General features: G+C 65.6%; 1 protein-coding gene. It reads left to right on the top strand.

Annotation, left to right across the window (positions count from 1 at the left end):
* The first annotated feature begins 158 nt into the window (after window positions 1–158).
* Window positions 159–1,553, top strand: coding sequence for an IS1182 family transposase (locus tag EB75_RS27270; protein ID WP_464481422.1), 1,395 nt, complete (start codon window positions 159–161; stop codon window positions 1,551–1,553).
* Window positions 1,554–1,708: the final 155 nt, after the last annotated feature.

The raw sequence follows: 1,708 nt of genomic DNA, 5'->3' as shown, positions 1-1,708 counted from the left end.
CTAGGAGCGTGGGTCAGTAACACGCCGGGCGGGGTGTTGGTGCGAGCTGCCGGTATACGGGATCCTTAGGTGTGCGTGATGATCTCGGTGATGGCGGGTTGTTCGAGGTAGACCCCGGGCAGCGGGTGGATTCACATTCTGTGGCGCCGAAGGCGCCGGTGGACAAGACGTTTCGCCCGTTCGCGCCGGAGCAGGGCCTGTTGTTGCCGCCGTCGCTCGATGACTGGCTGCCCGCTGAGCATCTGGCCCGGTTCATCGCCGAGTTGGTCGATGAGCATCTGGACTTGTCCCGGATCCATGCCGCCTATACCGAGGTCCGGGGTGGGCCACCGTACGATCCGCGGCTGCTGGTGCGGATTCTGCTGTACGGGTACACGACCGGGGTGCGTTCCTCACGCAAGCTGGAAGCCGCGTGCGTGGATGTGGTCGCGTTTCGGTGGCTGGCCTCTGGTAGCGCCCCGGATTACCGGGCGATCGCCCGGTTCCGTAAACGCCACCTGTCCGCCCTGGGACATGTGTTCGTGCAGGCGTTGGCGTTGTGTCAGGCCGCGGGCATGGTGTCCTTGGGCCGGGTCGCCCTTGATGGCACGAAGGTGCGGGCCAATGCCTCCAAACGCAAAGCGATGAGTTATGCCCGGATGACCGAGAAAGAGAAAGTCCTGGCCGCCGAAGTGTCAGCGCTGCTATTGGAAGCTGAACGGATCGACAAGGCCGAAGACCAGCAGTTCGGTAAGGACCGCCGTGGTGATGAGCTCCCGGCCGAGTTGGCCCGCCGCGAGACCCGGCTGGTGAAGATTCGCCAGGCCAAAGCCGCCCTGGAGCACGAAGCTGCCGAGGCGGCCCGCGCCGACGCTGAACGCAAAGCCCGTGAACGCGACGATGATGACGACACCACCACCAGTGCGGGAGCGGCCGCCGCCGCAGCAGCCACACCGAAACCCAAGGCGCAGCGCAACTTCACCGATCCGGATTCCAAGATCATGCTCACCGCCGATGGGGCGTTTCACCAGTGCTACAACGCCGCGGCTGTGGTCGATGCCGATCATCAGGTGATCGTGGCCACCGCAGTGGGCACCAACGCCGCCGATGTGGGCACCCTGTTGCCGATGACCCGGCAAGCGGCGGCCAACACCGGCCGGGTTCCCGCCCAGGTGCTCGCTGATGCCGGCTACAGCAGCGCCGCCAACTGTGAGGCCGCCGCCGCATACACCGCTACGTATGGGACCGAGTTCTTCATTGCCCCCGGCCGCCGGCGCCGTGATGACCCGGCCCCGGTGGCCCCACGCGGACGCATCCCGGCCGATGCCACCACCAAGCAACGGATGGCCCGCAAGCTCACCACCAAACGTGGCCAGCAGGTTTATGCCCGCCGTAAAGCCATCGTGGAACCGGTGTTCGGTCAGATGTCGACGCTGCAGAACGCCAAACATCTTCTGCTGCGCGGCCTTGAGCAGGCCCGCGGCGAATGGCTATTGCTCGCGGCGTGCCACAACATACGAAAACTGCACGGCCACATCGGACTTACCGGCCTCTCGGCCCTACCCGCCTATTGAGGCCCCGTCGGCAGGGCACCGGGCGCACTGGGCGCTCACCACACGCGATCGCGCATCGAACGTGCAACCAGATCACCTCAGAGCCACGGACTGCGATCTGTACGCACCTTCGACGACCTCACCCCACCAACGGCTTACCGACCCAAGCTCCTAGC

The organism is Mycobacterium sp. ST-F2 (assembly GCF_001905655.1).
Taxonomy (GTDB): domain Bacteria; phylum Actinomycetota; class Actinomycetes; order Mycobacteriales; family Mycobacteriaceae; genus Mycobacterium.
The sequence above is the reverse complement of the archived record's forward strand: the minus strand, read 5'-3'. Positions and strand labels throughout refer to the sequence as shown.